This is a genomic window from Sedimentibacter sp. (assembly GCF_032080165.1).
GTDB lineage: Bacteria > Bacillota > Clostridia > Tissierellales > Sedimentibacteraceae > Sedimentibacter.
Genome location: NZ_DAMASY010000001.1, coordinates 496,247 through 514,605 on the forward strand (window position 1 = coordinate 496,247; position 18,359 = coordinate 514,605).

At 35.5% G+C, this 18,359-nt stretch carries 22 protein-coding genes and 2 pseudogenes; all 24 read left to right on the forward strand.

What is annotated here, in order from left to right:
* Positions 1 to 779 (forward strand): annotated as a pseudogene (locus tag RT412_RS02310) (S-layer homology domain-containing protein); the annotation flags it as partial.
* Positions 780 to 793: 14 nt separating this feature from the next.
* Positions 794 to 1,024: a DUF6133 family protein gene (locus RT412_RS02315; RefSeq protein WP_313339904.1), complete on the forward strand. Its 231-nt coding sequence runs from the start codon at positions 794 to 796 to the stop codon at positions 1,022 to 1,024.
* A complete protein-coding gene (locus RT412_RS02320; protein ID WP_313339905.1) occupies positions 1,014 to 1,442 on the forward strand; it encodes an A24 family peptidase in 429 nt (142 codons plus the stop codon). The genes RT412_RS02315 and RT412_RS02320 overlap by 11 nt, the downstream gene beginning before the upstream one ends.
* A 12-nt stretch (positions 1,443 to 1,454) precedes the next feature.
* Positions 1,455 to 2,297 carry an RcpC/CpaB family pilus assembly protein gene (locus RT412_RS02325; protein WP_313339907.1) on the forward strand — a complete coding sequence of 281 codons (843 nt, stop codon included), beginning with the start codon at positions 1,455 to 1,457 and terminating at the stop codon, positions 2,295 to 2,297.
* A gap of 1 nt (position 2,298) precedes the next feature.
* The gene (locus RT412_RS02330; RefSeq protein ID WP_313339908.1) at positions 2,299 to 3,111 is read left to right on the forward strand and encodes an AAA family ATPase; all 813 of its coding nucleotides are present in this window, start codon (positions 2,299 to 2,301) and stop codon (positions 3,109 to 3,111) included.
* Positions 3,105 to 4,712 (forward strand): CpaF/VirB11 family protein, encoded by a 1,608-nt coding sequence (locus RT412_RS02335; RefSeq protein ID WP_313339910.1) that lies wholly within the window; start codon positions 3,105 to 3,107, stop codon positions 4,710 to 4,712. The genes RT412_RS02330 and RT412_RS02335 overlap by 7 nt, the downstream gene beginning before the upstream one ends.
* Positions 4,709 to 5,638, forward strand: coding sequence for a hypothetical protein (locus RT412_RS02340; protein WP_313339912.1), 930 nt, complete (start codon positions 4,709 to 4,711; stop codon positions 5,636 to 5,638). Before RT412_RS02335 ends, RT412_RS02340 begins: the two co-directional genes overlap by 4 nt.
* Before the next feature lie 6 nt (positions 5,639 to 5,644).
* Complete coding sequence (locus tag RT412_RS02345; protein WP_313339913.1) at positions 5,645 to 6,517, forward strand: secretion protein F; 873 nt, start codon at positions 5,645 to 5,647, stop codon at positions 6,515 to 6,517.
* A gap of 11 nt (positions 6,518 to 6,528) precedes the next feature.
* Complete coding sequence (locus RT412_RS02350) at positions 6,529 to 6,924, forward strand: DUF4320 family protein (RefSeq protein ID WP_313339914.1); 396 nt, start codon at positions 6,529 to 6,531, stop codon at positions 6,922 to 6,924.
* 8 nt (positions 6,925 to 6,932) lie between these two features.
* On the forward strand, positions 6,933 to 7,478 hold the full coding sequence (locus tag RT412_RS02355) for a hypothetical protein (protein WP_313339991.1): 546 nt from the start codon (positions 6,933 to 6,935) through the stop codon (positions 7,476 to 7,478).
* Between the two features lie 96 nt (positions 7,479 to 7,574).
* Entirely contained in the window at positions 7,575 to 8,141 is a 567-nt protein-coding gene (locus RT412_RS02360; protein WP_313339915.1) for a DUF6550 family protein, read from the forward strand.
* Positions 8,142 to 8,204: 63 nt separating this feature from the next.
* Positions 8,205 to 9,896 carry a hypothetical protein gene (locus tag RT412_RS02365; RefSeq protein ID WP_313339916.1) on the forward strand — a complete coding sequence of 564 codons (1,692 nt, stop codon included), beginning with the start codon at positions 8,205 to 8,207 and terminating at the stop codon, positions 9,894 to 9,896.
* A 28-nt stretch (positions 9,897 to 9,924) separates the two neighbouring features.
* Entirely contained in the window at positions 9,925 to 10,266 is a 342-nt protein-coding gene (locus tag RT412_RS02370) for a DUF3852 domain-containing protein (protein WP_313339917.1), read from the forward strand.
* Positions 10,267 to 10,471: 205 nt separating this feature from the next.
* The gene (locus RT412_RS02375) at positions 10,472 to 11,749 is read left to right on the forward strand and encodes a PIN domain-containing protein (protein WP_313339919.1); all 1,278 of its coding nucleotides are present in this window, start codon (positions 10,472 to 10,474) and stop codon (positions 11,747 to 11,749) included.
* Between the two features lie 125 nt (positions 11,750 to 11,874).
* The gene (locus RT412_RS02380) at positions 11,875 to 12,777 is read left to right on the forward strand and encodes a conjugal transfer protein TrbL family protein (protein WP_313339921.1); all 903 of its coding nucleotides are present in this window, start codon (positions 11,875 to 11,877) and stop codon (positions 12,775 to 12,777) included.
* A 20-nt stretch (positions 12,778 to 12,797) separates the two neighbouring features.
* Positions 12,798 to 13,154: a DUF4406 domain-containing protein gene (locus RT412_RS02385; protein ID WP_313339923.1), complete on the forward strand. Its 357-nt coding sequence runs from the start codon at positions 12,798 to 12,800 to the stop codon at positions 13,152 to 13,154.
* 5 nt (positions 13,155 to 13,159) lie between these two features.
* Positions 13,160 to 14,573, forward strand: a pseudogene (locus RT412_RS02390) (DNA cytosine methyltransferase); the annotation flags it as partial.
* Positions 14,574 to 14,582: 9 nt separating this feature from the next.
* Complete coding sequence (locus tag RT412_RS17145; protein ID WP_398438766.1) at positions 14,583 to 14,888, forward strand: DNA cytosine methyltransferase; 306 nt, start codon at positions 14,583 to 14,585, stop codon at positions 14,886 to 14,888.
* A 2-nt stretch (positions 14,889 to 14,890) separates the two neighbouring features.
* Positions 14,891 to 15,148, forward strand: coding sequence for a hypothetical protein (locus tag RT412_RS02395; RefSeq protein WP_313339925.1), 258 nt, complete (start codon positions 14,891 to 14,893; stop codon positions 15,146 to 15,148).
* A gap of 2 nt (positions 15,149 to 15,150) precedes the next feature.
* Positions 15,151 to 15,741: a hypothetical protein gene (locus RT412_RS02400; RefSeq protein WP_398438754.1), complete on the forward strand. Its 591-nt coding sequence runs from the start codon at positions 15,151 to 15,153 to the stop codon at positions 15,739 to 15,741.
* A gap of 331 nt (positions 15,742 to 16,072) precedes the next feature.
* Positions 16,073 to 16,285, forward strand: coding sequence for a helix-turn-helix transcriptional regulator (locus tag RT412_RS02405; protein WP_313339929.1), 213 nt, complete (start codon positions 16,073 to 16,075; stop codon positions 16,283 to 16,285).
* Between the two features lie 79 nt (positions 16,286 to 16,364).
* Positions 16,365 to 16,715, forward strand: a complete 351-nt coding sequence (locus RT412_RS02410; protein ID WP_313413089.1) for a hypothetical protein — start codon at positions 16,365 to 16,367, stop codon at positions 16,713 to 16,715.
* Positions 16,716 to 16,785: 70 nt separating this feature from the next.
* A complete protein-coding gene (locus RT412_RS17150) occupies positions 16,786 to 17,247 on the forward strand; it encodes a TM2 domain-containing protein (RefSeq protein WP_313370459.1) in 462 nt (153 codons plus the stop codon).
* A gap of 13 nt (positions 17,248 to 17,260) precedes the next feature.
* Complete coding sequence (locus RT412_RS02420; protein WP_313339933.1) at positions 17,261 to 18,202, forward strand: zinc ribbon domain-containing protein; 942 nt, start codon at positions 17,261 to 17,263, stop codon at positions 18,200 to 18,202.
* Positions 18,203 to 18,359: the final 157 nt, after the last annotated feature.

Here is an 18,359-nt window from a genome sequence, read left to right on the forward strand (position 1 = left end):
CAACTAGAACAGTTAAAAATGGCAAATTCTTTGTTGATATTAAGGTAGCTGATAATGATGCAGATGGGGATACAACTACCTTGGAATATGAAGGAACAACAGCTGATAACTACTATTCAGTAGGTACACATACCATCCGAGTACGAGCGAAGGACATAGTTGGAACATATTCGCCATGGGTAGAAAAAAGCTTTACAATTGTAAACTCAGCTCCAACGGCTCCTGTAATTAGTAGAACTCCAAATGGAAATAGTGTTGCCCCTGGAACAAAGGTGACTATTACAGCTAGTAGTACTGATGCAGATAACGATCCAATCACTTATATTTGGGAAGGGCGTAATGCAGAACAACAGGTATATCCGTTAGGGAAAAATGTAGTTCGTGTTAAGGCAGTAGATTCAACAGGTGCAGAATCTCCTTGGGCAGCAATTGTATTCTTTGTTGCAGATTCCAATGGTGGTGGAGGAATGATTTTGACGGGTCCAGATTCTGTTATTTTAGAAAATGGATTAGAAGGTGCAACTATAACAGAATATACTTTTACTGTTCCACCTGTATCAGGACATAGCGGAAGTGACCATGGCCGAGTTCGAGGATACAATGTATTGACAAAGCAGTGGGATCAGCTTGATTATGGAACTACAAGCAATGGAATTACATTTAGTAGAACTCTTGGTGCTGGTGTTTATTCTAAACTAGAATTTTATTACTATACCAACCATAACTGTATGTATAACAAATCAAATATCACCTATTCCGTTAATTATCACTTTGAATAAATGGAGGAATCACTATGAATAAGATAATGATAAAAACAAAAAACTTTTTAGTAAGACAAGCAGTGGCTGTAAAGATTGCAATTAAAAATAACCGTGGAGAAGGGTATATTGATACTGCAGTAAAAATCCTTATTGCCGTAGTCTTAGGAGCATTGCTCCTTGCTGGCCTGTATGCATTATTCGGTGAAGTGGTTATGCCGACATTAGAAGAGCGAATCAAAGAAATGTTTAACTATGCAGGCTAGTAGCATCCTACAAGGGGTGCTTTTTTCTTCTCTGCTTTTGGTAGCATCTTATACGGATATTAAAAGAAGAGAAATTCCAGATACAATCTGCGTACTCCTTGTATTAACAGGATTTCTAAAATTTAGTTTTCAAAATCTATTAGGAATATTTGTTGCTTTGCCTTTTCTTATAGCAGCAATGTTGAAAGAAAAAAGTATTGGAGGCGGAGATATTAAGCTAACTGCCACAGTAGGTTTTGTCCTTGGATTTTGGAAAGGAATCTATGGATTAATAATAGGGCTTACCTTATTGATATTGTTTTATATCATGTTAAGAATTTCATCAATCATCAGAAAAAAGCAGGTGGCAAAGAATTTATCTATGCCACTTGCTCCTTTTTTAGGGATAGGTTTTATAGTGATGTATTTTATAAATTAGGAGGAATTTACTATGAGTTTTTTTAGGAATAGAACAGTAGTTGGAGTGATTTGTATCGTATTGTCGCTCCTTATATGTTTTGGTATTACACCATTATTTAATAAAGGGATCAGTCAAAAGACAGAAATTGTGCGTGTGACAAAGGAGATAAAATCAGGTGATGAAATCACAAAGGATATGGTTCAAGTAGTAGAAGTAGGTGGATTTAATCTACCTGAAAATGTAATTCGTACCAAAGAAACAGTGATTGGTAAATATGCAACTTCAGATTTGGGAATTGGAGATTATATTTTAAGTACAAAATTATCAGAAATACCAGCAGCTGAAAATACCTATTTATATAATCTAGATGGAAGTAAACAGGCAATGTCCATAACTATTAAGACCTTTGCAAATGGTCTTTCAGGAAAGCTACAAAGTGGAGATATTGTATCTGTTATTGCCCCTGATTATAAAAAGCAAGGTGCAACAGTTATTCCAGCAGAGCTTAAATATGTAGAGGTAATTTCTGTTACTGCCTCATCAGGATATGATGCTAATACAAATGAACAAGGAACAGAAGATGAAAGAGAACTTCCATCAACAGTAACACTCCTTGTAACCCCTGAACAAGGTAATATTCTAGCAGAATTAGAGGCGGATTCTAAATCACACCTATCACTTGTATATCGTGGAAGTCCAGAGAATACAAAGAAATTTATTGATATGCAAGAAGAAATTATAGAAGCTCTCTATTATCCAGTATCAGAAAAACAAACGGAAGAGGTATCTGAAGAAGAAATAATAGATGAGGTAATAGATAATTCAAACACATTCTCTGAAGGAGTAGAAGAAACAGGAAGTGAGGGAGAGTAAGATGTTAAACTTTAAGAAAAACAGTATTTTTACTCGTGGTTCAAGGGATGAAAATATTAAAGAAGAAATCTTACATGGCGGAGTTTTAGCTGTTTGGGGGAGTCCCGGGAGTGGAAAAACAACAGTAGCCACAAAGATTGCAAAATATCTTGCTGATAAGAAAAAGAATGTAGTGCTGGTATTGTGCGATATGACAGCACCAATGCTCTCATGCATCTGCCCGCCACAAGAACTTGAATGCGAAAAATCATTAGGAAGTATCCTTGCTGCAACCCATGTCACAGAGCCACTAGTAAAACACAATATGATTACCCATAAAAAGCTGTCATATCTTACGATCCTTGGTATGTTAAAGGGAGAAAACGAATATACCTATCCGCCCTATTCAGAAATACAGGCAAGAGAGCTGTTTGATAGCCTTCGTGAAATCGCACCATTTATTATTATAGATTGTGGCAGTTATATCGCAAATGATGTACTATCTGCTGTCGCCCTAATGGAGTCTGATGCTGTATTAAGACTTGTTAATTGTGATTTGAAAAGTATCAGTTATTTATCAAGTCAATTACCTCTTCTTCGTGATGGAAAGTGGGATGCAGATAAGCAGTATAAAATAGCCTCTAACATTAAACCACAGCAAGGGGTAGACCATATGAGTCAAGCACTTGGAAGTGTAGCCTTTAAGCTTCCACATTCACAGGAACTTGAGGAACAATACCTAGCTGGAAATCTCTTCGATGAATTATCCATGAAGGATAGTAAAGCTTTTCGTAAAGAAATAGAGAAGATAGCAAGGGAGGTGTTCGGATGTTAGGTAAAAAAAGAGATAGTTCTGTGTTTCTAAACACAAAAGGGCAACAGAAAGTAGCACTTCCAAACGAAAATACAGAAAAAGATGAAACTGAGAGACATATATCTAATGTGAAAGATTTAAATGCAGCTAATGGAAACACTTCAGAGGCAAAAGTAGAATCAAAAGTCTTCAAAAGAGCAATTGAAATGCTGGAAGTTCAGGAAGTAGAGCAAGAAGTTCAAGAAACACAAAGGGAGTTAGGTTCTGAAAATAGAACTCACTCCCTATTTTTTACCCCTGAAACAGAGGGTAAGGACTTTTCTACTGTTCTAAAGGACGTTCAAGAATATATTTCAAGTAATTATTCTGTTCTTATTACTGATGGAACTATGAAGGATTCTAAAGAGCAGATGAAACGATATATCTCTAAATACGTTCAGGACAGCAGAATCTCAGTAAAAGGTATGAGTGGCAATGAATTAATAGATGCACTTTATACTGAAATGGCTGAGTATGGTTTTTTAACAAAATATATTTATGGAGAGGGCATTGAAGAAATAGACATTAACTCATGGAAAGACATTGAAGTCCAGTATTCTGATGGAAGAAATGAAAAACTTAAAGAAAATTTTGATTCTCCTGAACATGCAATTAATGTAATAAGAAGAATGCTCCATGTTTCAGGAATGGTACTTGATAATGCTAGTCCAGCTGTCCTTGGTCATCTTACAAAGAACATTCGTATTGCAGTGCTTAAAACTCCCTTAGTGGATGAAGATGTTGGTATTTCAGCCTCTATTCGTATTGTAAATCCTCAAAGTATGAAAAAAGAGGACTTTGTAGATGGTGGTACAGCAACAAATCCTATGCTTGAATTTTTATCAGAGTGTATTCGCTATGGTATTTCTGTCTGTGTGGCAGGAGCAACCAGCTCTGGTAAAACAACAATTGCTGGATGGTTACTTACTACCATTCCTGATAATAAGCGAATATTTACTATTGAAAACGGCTCACGTGAGCTTGCCTTAGTTCGTGAACAAGAAGGAAGAGTAACTAATTCTGTTATTCATACCATAACACGTGACAGTGAGAATGAAAGGCAAAGAGTAGATCAGATTACTTTGCTTGATATGTCTTTAAGATTTAATCCAGATATTATTGTAGTAGGGGAAATGCGTGGAGCAGAGGCTAATGCAGCACAGGAGGCAGCGAGGACAGGGGTAGCTGTTCTTACTACCATCCATTCAAACTCTTGTGAGGCAACCTATCGCAGAATGGTATCCCTTTGCAAGCGAGCAGTAGATATGTCAGATGAAACCCTAATGGGATATGTAACAGAGGCTTATCCTATTGTTGTGTTTTGTAAACAACTTGAAAATAAGGAAAGAAAGATGATGGAGATAATGGAATGCGAGATCCTTCCAGATGGCAAAAGGAATTACCGTCCATTATATCAATATGTGATTACTGAAAATCGTATGGAGGGTGGGAAATTTATAATTAATGGTTACCATGAGCAGATCAATAGCATTTCAGATAGCCTTAGTAAAAGATTCTTAGAAAATGGAATGCCAATTGATATCATAGAGAAATTGAAAACAAAGGAGGTGGAAACTATATGAGTACCATCTTGTTGATTGCCTGTATCGGAATGATTACAGGTTTTTTTATTTTATTTGGAATTTCACCCATTGAGTTTACGGAAGATATATTTAAAAAGCTGATGAGTAAACCAAGGAGCATAAAGGATGAGATTAATGAGACTACAAAACGAAAGAAAGTATCTTTTTTAAGACGTGAAATCATGGAAGTGCAAGGGATTTTAAAAGTAACAGGGAGAGAAAAGAAGTTTCCTATGCTTTGTGCCTTATCCTTGTTATTGTTTGCCATTGGAGGGTCTATTGCTATCATGCTTAATAATTTTTTCTTAGTACCAGTTATGGCAATAGGCTTTATGTTTCTGCCATTTTGGTATGTAAGGCTTACTCAAAGTTATTTTAAAAGGGATATTGCTGCAGAGCTTGAAACAGCACTGAGTATTATAACAACAGCTTATTTAAGAAACGAGGATATTCTTACAGCAGTTGAGGAAAACATGAACTACTTAAATCCACCTGTATTGTCTGTATTTAAGGGTTTCGTTTCGAGGATAAAGCTAATAAATCCAGATATTATAGGAGCTTTGCAAGCTATGAAAGGACAGATTAATAACGCTGTGTTTCGTGAATGGTGTGATGCTTTAATAGCCTGTCAGCTTGATAGAAGTTTAAAGACAACCTTAACACCTATTGTAAGTAAGCTATCGGATATGCGTGTAGTAAATGGAGAACTTGAAAACATGGTCTTTGAACCAAGAAAAGAATTCATTACCATGGTTATATTAGTCATTGGAAATATACCTCTTTTGTATTTTCTAAATAAAGACTGGTATCAAACGTTAATGCATACATCTCTGGGACAAATTATTCTTTCTATTTGTGCTATGGCTATTTTTATATCAACAGCTTTCGTAATTAAATTAACTCAACCAATTGAGTATAGGAGGTAGCCGAATATGACATTCTTAATATTTACATTTGGCATACTACTTGCCATTGGTCTATTTCTAATTTCTGCTGATTTGCTAAAATTGCCAAGCATTGCAACACAAAAGGCTATGTTATCTTCTGGTAAACAAGGGAAAGAAAAAGCTAAAACCGTAGATACACTTCTTATGGGATGGGCAGTAAGGATTGCTAAATATATTCCAATGGATGAGTATAAAAAAAGCAGAATGAAAAACACATTAAATGCTGCTGGAATGAACCTGACTCCAGAAGAATTTATTTCATCAGCAATATTAAAGTCGGGAATAATTGCTCTACTATTTATCCCTTGCCTTATGATACTTCCACTTATTGCACCGATACTTATGTTTTTAAGCATTATAATATATTTCAAAGAAATCCGTAAAGCATATGAAATATTAAAGATAAAGAAAGAGAAAATTGAAGTGGAGCTACCAAGATTTGTAGCAACCATTACTCAGGAGTTAAAGGCAAGCAGAGATGTATTATCTATCTTAGAGAACTTTAAGAAAAATTCTGGAGAAGATTTTACAGATGAATTGGATATCTTAACAGCAGATATGCGCTCTTCTTCTTATGAAGCAGCACTTACAAGGTTTGAGGCAAGGATTAATTCACCGATGCTATCGGATATAACGAGAGGGTTAATTGGTGTTCTTCGTGGAGATGATGGTTCCATGTATTTTCAAATGCTCTCCCATGATATGAAACAACTTGAGCTTCAAAGGTTAAAGGCACAGGCAATGAAAATACCACCTAAGATTCGAGTGTTTTCTTTTGTAATGCTTATGTGTTTCTTAATGACCTATATGGCTATTATTGTATATGAAATTATACGTTCCCTTAGTGGAATGTTCTAGGAGGTGTCTATGTGTTAAAAATCTTAAAATCCAAACAAGGAGAGGGATATATAGATGTTGCAATTCTTGTGCTTTGCGCCATGCTTGTTATTGCTCTTGCAGTGAGAGTATTTCCAGCTTTTATTATAAAACAACAGGTAGATACCTTTGCTACAGAGCTTGTAAGGGAAGCAGAAATTGCAGGAAGGGTAGGATCAGAAACTACAAACAGGGAGCTTATACTTCGAGAAAAGATAGGTATTACACCAACGGTTAAATGGTCGAAGACAGGAAGAATTCAATTAAATGAAGAGGTAATTGTTACTGTTACTTTTGAAACAAATATAGGTTTTTTTGGAGGATTTGGTTCCTTTCCTGTTACCTTAAGAGCTGATGCTGCTGGGAAATCAGAAGTATATTGGAAGTAGGTGAAATCTTGAATAAAATAAAAAGAATATTAACCGATAAAAAAGGCAGTTCTTTTCCGTTGATTGTTGCAGTGACTTTGTGTCTTGTAATGATTTTTACAGGAGTATCAGAATACTTTAGGCTGATGATCATAGCACAAGGTGTGCGTGATGCTGTTCAAGATGCAGTAATTTCTACTGTAAATGACAATTATGATGATGTATATCATGGAGTTCGTGAAGGGTATTCAGGAGGATACCAGCCTATGGCAGATGACTTTGAAGAATCTATTGATTATGGAGTGATTTATGATAGACTAGATACAATTCTTGGATTAAGTAGGGAAAGTGGATATCATGTTAAGACCACATCAGAAGGAAAAATAGAGTTTAAAATATGGAATTTAGAAGTAGATATAAGGAATGCTCCTTTAGCTTCAGGGGATAGGCCAGATTCAAGATTTGAGGCAGATAGTAGTCTAATGCTTGAAGTACCAGTATCCTTTGGAGGCAGACTTCTTCCAAGTATGAAGATGAAAATAAAGACAAGTGCAGGCTATACACCTAAGTTTTAAAAGATTTGAAGAATTTAATAGACTTTCAGGAAATCTTGTGGTAGTTTGTAGCTTGAAAGAAACAGATAATTTAGATTAATAAGGAGGCAGAAACCTATGAACAATATAAATGATAAGACAAAAAGAAGGCTGATTGTAGCGAGTGGTTTAATAATCAGTGTAATACTTATAGTTTTAATAAGTGCTCAGTTTAAGAAAGAATCCATAGAGGATGCAGTACTGCCAAATCAAAGCATAGAAAAAAATGATATCATAGTAGAAAAACCTGTAATTACAGAAAAAGAAGATGAAATTATAGTACCAGAAATTGAGATTCCAGATACGGAAACGATAAATAATGGCGCGATAGATACAGGCACTGAGCAAACCATTCAAGGAGATGTAGAAAAACCGAAAGAGCCTACAGAAGAACAGCTTACAGATCCAACACAGAAACCAAATGGTGAGAAAGAGGAAACACCACCTGAACCTGTAGCTCATGACAAGGTGGAGAAACCTACAGAAACACCGAAAAATATTGATGTACCACAAGGTGGAGATACCAATAATCAAGGGAAAACTTACTTGCCTGGTTTTGGGTGGATAGAGAATAGTGGAGAAAATCAAGGGACTGTAGATGAAGATATGTATGAGAATGGAAATAAGATAGGAAATATGGATTAAATATAAATAGTAATGAAGAACACTGCAGAGATGCAGTGTTTTTTGTTGTAGAAAGGAGAGCAGATGAAAAAAATATTAAAGATTTTGATAGTATTTATAATGCTATTTAGTTTAATGATGCCGATTGTGGTATTTGCAGTTGGAGATGGAAATATTGACTCGGGTGGTGGAGGTATGGGAGATGGAACGAGTACTGATAAGTGGTCTCCTGGTTACGATGGAGTGCGTGTTACTGTAGTTCGAGCAAGTGACCATGCCACAGTAACTACCCCTATTGATTTAACAAATAAACAACCTCCATCTACTATGTTTCACTTTGGTAAGGTATCTAAGATTCAATATAATGGTGGAAGAAATTTATCTCCTATTCAAGGTGCATATTCTTACATTAATCCATCTCAAACAATGCCAAGAATAGTGAGTACGAATGGTAGTAGCAATATAGCAGCCATAAAGAGCTATTTTACAGATGAGCAAGTTATCCGCTCAATTGCATCAATAACAGGAATGGATTTCGATATTCTAATTGGTGGAGATTACAAATTACTCTTAGAGCCAATGGCATATTACACATTTCAAGGAGTTATGATAGCTACAACTGCAACAGAAGCTGCCATGTATGATGAACAATTAAGTGGATTGCTTAGAAATAAGATGGTATTTTTGTCCCATAAAAACTTGCCCCTTGCTATGTTTCTAGAGGTAGGAGATTTGGGATACCCAGCATGGAGCGGCAGTACTACAAAAGCGGCCTCAAATGCAGATATAAAATCTTCGCTTGGACTTGGTATCGTGCGTTTTACAGAGCAACCTGAACCACCAATGGTAAGTGCATATGATTACGAATATAGAGTAAATACTGAGGTAATCACTTCTGTTATGATTAGTGGAGGACAATCCGACCCTGACAGTCCTACTCGTGTAATCTTTATTATTGATGGAAGAACTTATAATGTCGGGAATGTATATTACCCAAGTGGCGACTCTCAGCTTGCATGGGTGAAATGGACAACTCCTGATACGGAACAAGATATGGTAATAGATGTAATAGTGAATGGACCGGGTAGTACTAGTAAATCAATTATCAATGTTAAGATTGTTGATTTTGATAAAAATCCACCACCAAATCCTGTAGCAGATGATAGAAATGACTCTTTTTCTCATTCCTCTGTTCCAAACAGAGAAGAAAAAACAAATGCAAATTGGAGCATATGGAGTCCTTGGTGGCGGGCATATTGGGTGTGGCATAGTACAGGAGAGGACTCGGGATATTGGTGTGACCATGGTTGGTGGGAGTTTGATCTTGAACAATATACAGCGAGGCTTTCAAGTGATATGAGTATTAAAAACGATAGTAAGAATCCTACTGCAAGTGGAAGTACTTTTAAAAGTGGATATGGAATCAATCAAACAGTGACTGGAAATGTGAGTAGCAATCAAAGTTCAGCAATAACCTATGTTCAAAATGCAGTTTCCTATTTTCCTGAATTCGGATATGAAACCTATTGGAGGTTATTAGAGCGTGTTTCCAGTGGTTCAAATGCAAGGTTTGAGTTTAAGAAAAACAATTATTCCACTTATAAGAATCGTACACATTTTACCCCAATATGGATGCCGGATGGTGTATATACAGTAAATACTTGGCTTATAGATGCATGGACACCTGATGGAATGCTCTCAATGAATCTTATAGATACATTAACAATAAAGGGAAACTTGTGGCAAGACTGGCATATAGCACCCTTAAATCCTTAAACACTACAGAAAAAGAAAGGTGGATTTTATGAAGATAAACAAGAAAATAGCACTAACAATGTGCATGGTGCTGATTGGTATATTGATGTTCAGCACTACAACATTAGCTTCAGGTACAGGAGATGTTGCAGGGGCAATTGAAGATACTTGGAGTGATGCATCAGAACAGATAAAAACGGTTGTAAATAAGGTTGTGTTCCCTGCAATTGACCTTGTTTTAGCAGTATTCTTCTTTGCAAAACTAGGTACTGCTTATTTTGATTATAGGAAGCATGGACAATTTGAATGGGCGGCACCAGCTATTCTGTTTGCATGTTTGGTGTTTACACTAACAGCCCCAGCATATATATGGACGATACTTGGAATGTAGTAAATATAATAATTATATCAGATTGTCTTGATATAGATAATTTGATATAATTATTTAAACTGAAAACTGGATGCCAGACGATCTAAAGATACTATATTTGCATGAAATAATCTTTAAATATCTAATAGATAATTAAGGTTATTGAGAATGATGCATGGAAATAGAATAACTACAGTGATAATTTTTAATAAAAAGAGGTGATTCAATGATATATGTATGTATTGATACAAATGTATATATTAACTTACTCACAGAAGTGATGGATACCGATGATACAGGGCAAAATGACGCACCTACTCAATTGGATGACTTGAATCTTCTATGTAAGGAAGGTGTTGTTACTGTATTAATACCGGAAGTTGTGAAACTAGAACTCCAAAAAGCTAACAATAAATTTGAAGTGGATTGTAAAAGAGAGTATTCTAAATTAATTGATTACATAGATAAATACTCTACAAATTTATGGAGTGAAATTCGTGGTGTAGGAAAGAAAATTATAACTCTAATTGAAGATGAACAAGACAAGAAAATTCATTATTGGATCAATGAGTATAGTAAGTTAATGACATTTTTTGCAAAGGATTATATACAACATATAGAATTAACCCCTGATATAATTTGCGAAGGTTATAAAAAGAAAATTGCTGGATTAATTACTGATAGCCAAATAAATGATGCATTAATAATAGAAAGTATTCATTGTTATTTTAAGCAACAAATATGGAATGATAATGATCTGTTATTCTTTATTACTGGTGATAAAAAAGATTTCTTTGCTAAGGGAGAAGTAGCAGGTTTTAATATTTTAAAAAATAAATTTAAAATTCCTAATTCTAAATTATATGGATTGTATAATTTGAAGCAACTTTATAAATATATTAACGCTAATTTTGATGTTGGACTTCCAAAGGAAGAAATAGAAACGAAATGGAGTGAATTTGAAAAAAGATATCCAGAGTGGGATTTTGAAGATGATGAAGTTAGAGAAGAATATTGTAATATTGAAAAAGATATTAATTTAATGATTAATAAATTATTTGAAAGTAAACTTCAAGATTTGCCTAAAGATATAATAGATATAAGGAAAAGAGTATTGAATGAAATAGAAACTATATTATTAAAATGTAGGAATATGGTGTCATGGGATAATAGAAGTGAATTAAAGTTATATCAATGGTTAAATAGTAGGTCTGAAATAAATCTTTATTCTTCAAAATTAAGTGATTTGTTTTTGATTCGAGATAATTTGCAAGAATACTTAAAGGTGCATGAAAAAATGGATGAAGAAATATTAGAAGGTCATAATTGGAAAAAATGCTGTAAATGTAATAAAACATTTGTTTATCAAGTAAATGACATGAATGTACAAGGAGGCAAGGATAGAGAAGATATAATCTGCCCATATTGTAATGCAACAAATGGTTCAATTATTACTGATGGTTTTATAAATACTTATAAAGCAGAAGAAATACTACAGATATAGTAAGTTGGAATTTTGGGAGTTGATTTTATATAAGAAAAATTAATTTTCAACTTGTTAAGGTTAATTATCCTGGCACATCACATAAAATGGTGTGCTTTTTTTATTGGAAGGGAGGCGATAGTTAAATGTTTATCTGGGATTTTCTCTTAGGGGATGTAATGGATCAAATCATTGATTGGTTTTATGGTCAGCTTGTAGGTTTTCTTGCTGATTTCTTTGCCCAGATGGGAGATATGGGAGTGGAACTTTTTGAGATGAGTTGGGTTCAATCAATTGTTCTGTTCTTCTCCTATCTTGCATGGTCACTCTATGGAACAGGACTTGTAGTGTCCTGCTTTGAAACAGGAATTGAGTATCAATATGGTAGGGGCAACATGAAAGATGCTGCTTTAAATGCAATTAAAGGATTTATGGCAGTCAGTCTTTTTACTACAGTGCCTATAGAACTATATAAGTTCTCGGTCAATTTACAAGCAAGTTTAACTGCTGGTATCACAGGGTACGGGAGTGGAATTGGTGTACTTGCAACATCTATTATTGGAGAGTTAAATAATGTAGGTGATATTACAAACATAGGTGGTTCAGGTATATTCGGTGGCATTTCTATGATAACGAGTCCATTTATGGCTCTGTTTATTATTGTCCTAATGGGTTATGCAGTAATTAAAGTATTTTTTGCAAACCTAAAAAGAGGTGGGATTCTACTTATACAGATAGCAGTTGGAAGCCTATATATGTTTTCTGTCCCTCGTGGTTACATTGATGGCTTTATTCAATGGTGCAAGCAGATAATCGGATTGTGCCTTACTACATTTCTTCAGGCGACTATACTAACTGCAGGACTTATGGTAGTAAAAGATCATGCACTGCTCGGATTGGGATTAATGTTATCAGCAGGAGAAGTACCAAGGATTGCTGGTGCATTTGGACTGGATACATCAACTCGTGCAAATGTAATGAGTGCAGTTTATACAGCACAGGCAGCTGTGAACACAACCAAAACTATAGTACAAGCAGTACCAAAATAAAAATAGAAAGAGAGGATTTAATGAAACTAATATATGTTGCATCTCCCTATAAAGGAGATATAAAAAAGAATATAGAATATGCGAAACAGGCTTGCCGATATGTATTAAACAAAGGCAATGCCTTTTTTTGTCCCCATCTTCTCTACCCCCAGATTTTAGATGATAATAATCCAGAAGAAAGAAAATTGGGAATCAACATAGGAAAAGAGTTTTTATCAAAATGCGATGAGCTATGGGTATTTGGTGAACATATTTCTCAAGGAATGTTTGAAGAAATTGAATTTGCTAGAGGGATAGGCATTCCTATAGAAAGAATTATGAAACTAGATTTTGAAATAAAAGAAGAGGCTCCAATTTGTATGAGGATGGATAGTTGATTACTTTGGGGAGTCTTTTCGATGGGATTGGAGGATTTCCCCTTGCTGCTGTTCATAATGGAATTACTCCTATATGGGCAAGCGAAATTGAATCCTTTCCCATTGAGGTGACTAAAATACGATTCCCTGATATGCTCCATGTTGGTGATATTACAAAATTAAAAGGAGAAGATCTACCCCCTGTTGATATCATTACAGGTGGTTCACCATGCCAAGATTTATCTGTTGCAGGTGCAAGGGCAGGGTTTGCTGGTGAACGTTCAGGATTATTTATGGAGCAGATAAGAATAACAAAAGAAATGAGGTGGGCAGATGCAAGAAGAGGAAAGGCAAATCACCTTATCCGACCTCGATACTTCGTTTGGGAAAATGTCCCTGGAGCATTCTCAAGTACAAACGGAGAAGACTTCAATGCGGTCCTTGAAGAAACCACAAGAATTGCAGACAGCAGCGTATCTATACCTAGACCTCCGGGAGGGATATGGAAATCTGTTGGGTGCATATTGGGATATGAATTCACCATTGCTTGGAGAGTTCTTGATGCTCAATACTGGGGTGTCCCCCAAAGACGTAAAAGAATCTTTCTTGTCGCAGATTTTGGAGGACACACCGCACCCAAAATATTATTTGAGCAAGACAGCTTGTTTGGGAATACTTAGAAGAGCTAGAGCAAGAGGAAAGGAACTGCCTAAACAATTAAAAATTGCTTTAGAAATTCAAGGAGAAGCTGAAGGGGCGGAGGAAAATTCTAATGACAATATGGTTACCGAATATAAAGCATATCATATTAATCAACGCAATGAGGGTATAGACCTAAATGGAATCTCAGGAGCCTTGATGGCAACTCAAAATAGGCAGATGCAGACATTTGTCACAGAACCTATGCTATGTCTGAATGATCAGGGTGGTGAACGAATGGATATAACAGAGAATATTACTTCAACACTTCGAGCCAGTATGGGAGGAAATCAACCTATAGTCATGGCAACTCAGCAAGGTGGTGCAGAAATATGCGTTGACCTTTGTCCTACTATTACTTCAGCAGCAGGAACAAGCGGCAACAACCAACCTGTTCTATTTGATAATCATGCAAAAGACTGTAGATATAATGGTCCACTAAATGTAGCACCAACCATATCGGCCACCTATGGAACAGGAGGAAATAATGAACCATTAGTATCAAAATCAATTGATTCAGACAGTTATTGTATTGCGGGAAATACGATTGATAGACAAGATCATAACGGTGGAAATGGATGTGGATTTCAAGAGAATATCAGTTATACTCTTACTACCAGCGATATTCATGCTGTTTGCTATCCGTCTAAAACTTATCAAGATACAGTAGGAGCAATATGTGTGGGAGATGAAAAAGGCAATGGTAACCAATATGTTAGTCAAGACAAATGCATTGTAGACTGTGAAAAAATGACGTTTGGACAATCAGAATTTGGTAATTACAAAGAAGGTTGTGCAACACTCCGAGCAGAGGGTGGAGATAATGGAGGAGGAAGTGAAAACCTTGTAACTACTAAGAATCTTGTACGCAGACTAACACCACTTGAATGTGAAAGACTTCAAGGCTTTCCAGATGGGTGGACTATAATAGAAAAGTCATCCGATAGTGCAAGATATAAGGCATTAGGTAATAGTGTAGCAATCCCATGTGTAGATTTTATTATGCAGGGGATTGCTTGTTTTTTAAGAAAATTTAAGGAAGAAACGGAGGAATAACAGTGTATATGTATCCTGATAATTTAAAGGCCAAAGCAACATTATGGCTATGGGAATTAAAAGATATAGGAATTATTGGAATCGGTCTTCTTATTTCTGTATTTTCCTTAGCACAGCTTGGATTTATGCCACCTATTGTAATAACAGCAGTATATAGCTTTTTAACTATACAATTTGAAGACACAAGCATACTGAATTTCATTCGTTATGCCTGTGTCTTTTTTCTTTTAAAGCAACAGGTATTTGAATGGAGGTTATAAAATTGGGAAGAAAACAGAAACAGAAAGAAAGACAAAAGCAATCTACTAGAGAACTGATTGGTATTGATGAAATCACAGATTATAGTCTAAAGACTCCATATGGAGAGCTAGTGTATTTTATTATTCATCCAACCAATATATCTGTATTGTCTGAATCAAGTGTAAGTGCAAGGATCTATGCGCTTATGACAGTACTTAAGGGGATTGCTGAAATTGAAATGCTTTGCCTTAATTCAAAAGAAAACTTTGATGATAACAAGCAGTATTTAAAAAGAAGAATGGATACAGAGCAAAATCCTGTTATTCGGCAACTACTACAGCAAGACAGTACCAATCTTGATAGGATGCAAGTTCAGATGGCTACAGCTCGTGAGTTTCTAATTATTATTAGGCTTAAGAATGAAAAAGAATCAGATGTATTTCCTTATCTTTCAAGGATTGAAAAGAGCTTAAAAGACCAAGGATTTACTACTAGAAGAGCTGATAATTTGGATATAAAAAGACTTCTTGGTGTTTATTATGAGCAGAATGTAACTACGGAAAGATATGAAGATTATGATGGAGAGAGGTGGGTGGTATTTGGGGATGTGTAAATGTTAATAATCTGTAAGTTTATTTGACCTTAGATGGCAGTCGGTGATAGAGTTGCTTAGTTTGCTCCTTTTGCTCCATTTACTGGTCATAATGCTGCAATAAAAGAAACAGCAAAATTGAGTGATAAGAGATAACACTACAGATTTAGTGAGTAGATGTACGTAATCAGAAATTCATTTTATAATTCAGTATTTAAAAACTATATCTTAGCATGATGCGTCAAGAACTTGAGATTATTATCCTTGATTTTGCTAAATAACATTGACATCATGACATTTAATGATTATAATAAAAGGGAAAAATATAATTTGAATACAAGGGGTGTATGTCGTGAAGATAAGCTACAAGAAATTATGGATAATGCTCATTGAAAAAGACATCTCACCTGCCACACTCAGAAAGGATTTGAATATTGCTTCTGGAACGATGACGAAGCTTCGTCGAAATGAGGAAGTAGCTCTTTCTGTCCTTTTACGTATATGCGAGTATTTAGACTGTAATATAGGCGATATTTGTGATGCTGTACGAACAGACATTGGTTAAGTTAGTACTTTTGTGCTGAGAGAAGGGAACGATATGGACTTCAAAAATCAAAAAAGATGACATATTGGAGTTTTTGAAGTTGGGAAGCGGGTTTTTAGGTGATTTAGCTTTTGAAATTTATGGTGATAGTCTTAATCAAGTTGGAGAGATAGCATTTTCTGATGCGATTGAAATTGGAATCGAAAATACCATTGATTCTCTTTACGAGGCAAATGTTGATGACAAGGAAATTCTACGTATATTCAGTGAGCAGTGGAGAATTAGAATGGAGGATGTTGAGGATTGCCTTGTTTGGGAAAAGAGGAAATCAGCTATCCGATCATTGAAACAATATTTGAAACTACAAGGATTCACCAAGGGCGAAATCGATCAGTTTATAAAAACTAACCGTGCAATATTTAAGATAGGACATAATAAAGAACTGTGGTAGCTAAGAAGAAATCCTCAAAAGCTAATGAAAGCTGTCCAAGAAAAATAAACTATGTTGGAGGAATGGGATAATGTCATTTTGCACAAATTGTGGCAGGGAATTGAGCGAGGAATTTGAGTTTTGCCCAGAGTGTGGTACATGTACTTCTCGCATAGAACAAGATAATCCGTTTTCTTGTTTTAATAACCAGTCGGTTCATAAACAGTGCCCCAGTTGCGGCGAGTTAATGTCTGAAGATATGTTTTATTGTTTAGGGTGTGGATATCATTTCAAGAATATAGCTACTAAAGGATCAAGTGAGGATCTCAACGTAGTCGTTTATAGAGCAAAGACGATGAATGGCACTTGGAAAAATAAATGGGTGTCGTTGTTGCTATGTATTTTCTTGGGGTGGTTAGGGGCACATAAATTCTATGAAGGAAAATTGATTATAGGACTAATATACCTATTCACTTTAGGGTTATTTGGAATAGGTTGGCTTGTCGATATTATTCGGTTATCTTTTAAGCCTAATCCATATCAAGTTAAATAGTGGAGGTGTTATTGTGATATTTTGTAATAATTGCGGAGAGAAAGTAATTGACGGTGCTAAATTCTGCCAAAAATGCGGTGTTCCTACTCATGAGACATCTTCTAATCACGAAAGTCAACGGCAGCAAGAATACGCTGGAAAAAGTTATAAATGTCCAAACTGCGGTGAAATCTTAAAGTCGTTTGTGACCAATTGTCCGTCCTGTGGATTTGAATTGCGAGGTACGAAAACCACCAGTGCCGTTAGGGAATTTGCAGTTAAACTGGAGGCGATAGAGGCTCACAGAGAACATACGAAACCAGCAGGGATGTTTAATTATAGGCATCTACTGGAGATTTCAAAAACAGACCAGCAAAAAATAAATCTCATCCAGAATTTTTCTTTTCCAAATACTAAAGAGGATATGCTGGAATTTATGATTCTCGCGACTTCTAATATATATACATCCACATTAATAGGAGATGGTAAGGTAACTGAGAAAGCTATATCGAAGGCGTGGGACTCCAAAATAAAACAAGTGTACGCAAAAGCAAAAAATACATACATCGACGATCCTGATTTCTCAAAAATACAGGATTTGTATAACTCGTATCATATTGACGCAAAGAAACATAAAAAGAAAAATATCATATACTTGATTGGATTTATTGGACTTATTTTACTATTTATTTTTGGGCCCTTTATCTTAATAGCTAACGACCAAAAAAATGATTACAAGAAGGAAGAAACAAGATTAGAGTCTATTGTTATTGAAATCGATGACGCATTGGGAAAAGGCGAATACAAACGTGCATTGATGAATGCTGAATTGATGGAATATAATGGCTATAATAAGGAACGTGATAGTTACTGGGATGTTCGCCAGAGATATCTAATCGAGGAAATCCTACATGAAGCAGAGAAACACGGTGTTGAACTGTATTATACTCCACCCGCGGAAGAAGCAGAAGAATAGTATGATTCGTCATCTAATGCAGGGATAGTAGTGGGGTTTGTTATAGGCTTAAGGATGGTATGCAACCCAAGTTGGATACTATCAAAGAAAGTATAAATAAATGTGATTGTACCACAAACGGAGAAGAATCAGGGTATTATCTAAAGATAATGTGGTG

Excerpts from the sequence above, each read along its gene's own strand:
- RT412_RS02315 (WP_313339904.1), top strand. The coding sequence starts at position 794 with ATGAATAAGATAATGATAAAAACAAAAAACTTTTTAGTAAGACAAGCA.
- RT412_RS02320 (WP_313339905.1), top strand. The coding sequence starts at position 1,014 with ATGCAGGCTAGTAGCATCCTACAAGGGGTGCTTTTTTCTTCTCTGCTT.
- RT412_RS02325 (WP_313339907.1), top strand. The coding sequence starts at position 1,455 with ATGAGTTTTTTTAGGAATAGAACAGTAGTTGGAGTGATTTGTATCGTA.
- RT412_RS02330 (WP_313339908.1), top strand. The coding sequence starts at position 2,299 with ATGTTAAACTTTAAGAAAAACAGTATTTTTACTCGTGGTTCAAGGGAT.
- RT412_RS02335 (WP_313339910.1), top strand. The coding sequence starts at position 3,105 with ATGTTAGGTAAAAAAAGAGATAGTTCTGTGTTTCTAAACACAAAAGGG.
- RT412_RS02340 (WP_313339912.1), top strand. The coding sequence starts at position 4,709 with ATGAGTACCATCTTGTTGATTGCCTGTATCGGAATGATTACAGGTTTT.
- RT412_RS02345 (WP_313339913.1), top strand. The coding sequence starts at position 5,645 with ATGACATTCTTAATATTTACATTTGGCATACTACTTGCCATTGGTCTA.
- RT412_RS02360 (WP_313339915.1), top strand. The coding sequence starts at position 7,575 with ATGAACAATATAAATGATAAGACAAAAAGAAGGCTGATTGTAGCGAGT.
- RT412_RS02365 (WP_313339916.1), top strand. The coding sequence starts at position 8,205 with ATGAAAAAAATATTAAAGATTTTGATAGTATTTATAATGCTATTTAGT.
- RT412_RS02370 (WP_313339917.1), top strand. The coding sequence starts at position 9,925 with ATGAAGATAAACAAGAAAATAGCACTAACAATGTGCATGGTGCTGATT.
- RT412_RS02375 (WP_313339919.1), top strand. The coding sequence starts at position 10,472 with ATGATATATGTATGTATTGATACAAATGTATATATTAACTTACTCACA.
- RT412_RS02380 (WP_313339921.1), top strand. The coding sequence starts at position 11,875 with ATGTTTATCTGGGATTTTCTCTTAGGGGATGTAATGGATCAAATCATT.
- RT412_RS02385 (WP_313339923.1), top strand. The coding sequence starts at position 12,798 with ATGAAACTAATATATGTTGCATCTCCCTATAAAGGAGATATAAAAAAG.
- RT412_RS17145 (WP_398438766.1), top strand. The coding sequence starts at position 14,583 with ATGACGTTTGGACAATCAGAATTTGGTAATTACAAAGAAGGTTGTGCA.
- RT412_RS17150 (WP_313370459.1), top strand. The coding sequence starts at position 16,786 with ATGTCATTTTGCACAAATTGTGGCAGGGAATTGAGCGAGGAATTTGAG.